1 protein-coding gene is annotated in these 1,152 nt (G+C 45.7%); it reads right to left on the bottom strand.

What is annotated here, in order from left to right:
- Positions 1–182 precede the first annotated feature (182 nt).
- Positions 183–1,152 (bottom strand): CobW family GTP-binding protein (locus B4K20_RS05095; RefSeq protein ID WP_289282111.1); only part of this gene is annotated, 970 nt, incomplete at its 5' end.

Here is a 1,152-nt window from a genome sequence, read left to right as displayed (position 1 = left end):
TCAATGCCACCGGCCATCACAATGTCACCCTTCACATCATAGATGCTGGCTTTCTGCTGTTGATCTAAGTCTGGTGTGTCACAAATTCTGTCCTCTTTGAACCAGATATCACGAATCTCGCCATTCCAATTCTGAACAGGGTCAAAGGCACGGGCATTTTTGATACAAGAATACATAAAACCTCACTGACGCTTGATAACACAGTCTGATAAAGCAGCTCGGATGGCCACTGGTGACAACGGCCTAGTACTAATAAACTCGATCAGGCTCTCCTTCACTGGCACCGAGTTTTGGCTAAAATGAAGCTCAGTGTAGACCTGATTGATAAAAAGTGTGCCCATCTCGGTACTGACAACCGCTTTGAGCCGTTCAACTTCCGATTCACGGCAAAACTGTAATAAGGCCGACTCATCGAATTGATACGTATTATCGAAACGAAAACCAAGGCTTTGCCAACCATCGTCTTGATGTTCATAAACATCAAGGCCACTTTCAGCCTGTTGTTGGCTAATTTTCTGGTCCTGTCTGGGCTCAGGCACCTTTTGCCAAACAGCACGTTTGAATGAAGAAGGCCTATCCAGAAATGAGAGTGATAGCTCGCCCCACTCTGTATGATGCGTAGGTGTGCTATGAGACTCGAACTTATGGAGAAAATTCTGCATCGATACTAAGTCTGCTTGTTGCTGATCATCATACTTATTCACGACAATCAGATCGGCCACTTCTAATTGCTGCACAAATATCTCATGAGTGATGTAACGCTCATCACTAAAATGACGAGCATCGACTAAGGTAATGGTCGCCGCTAAATCAATCCAGTCTCGATATTGCCTGCTTGTGAGGATATCCAATACTTCTTTAGGATGACCGAGGCCACTAGGTTCAATCAATAACCTATCTGGCTGCACTTCCCGTAGGATCTGATTTAACGCTACGGTGACAGGTAAGCCTGCCGTGCAGCACATGCATCCGCCCGGTACTTCTTTGATAATTAAGCCATCAGATTCTGAAGAATCTGACGATAGCAACGCTTTATCCAGCCCCACCTCGCCAAACTCATTCACCAGAACGGCCCACCTCTCAGTTTCTGGCTTTTTCTTGAGTAAGGACATAATCGCCGTTGTTTTCCCTACTCCCAAAAAACCGGTGATG

This window comes from Methylophaga sp. UBA5088 (assembly GCF_002414625.1).
Lineage (GTDB): Bacteria > Pseudomonadota > Gammaproteobacteria > Nitrosococcales > Methylophagaceae > Methylophaga > Methylophaga marina.
This window is presented reverse-complemented; position numbering and strand designations above follow the sequence as displayed.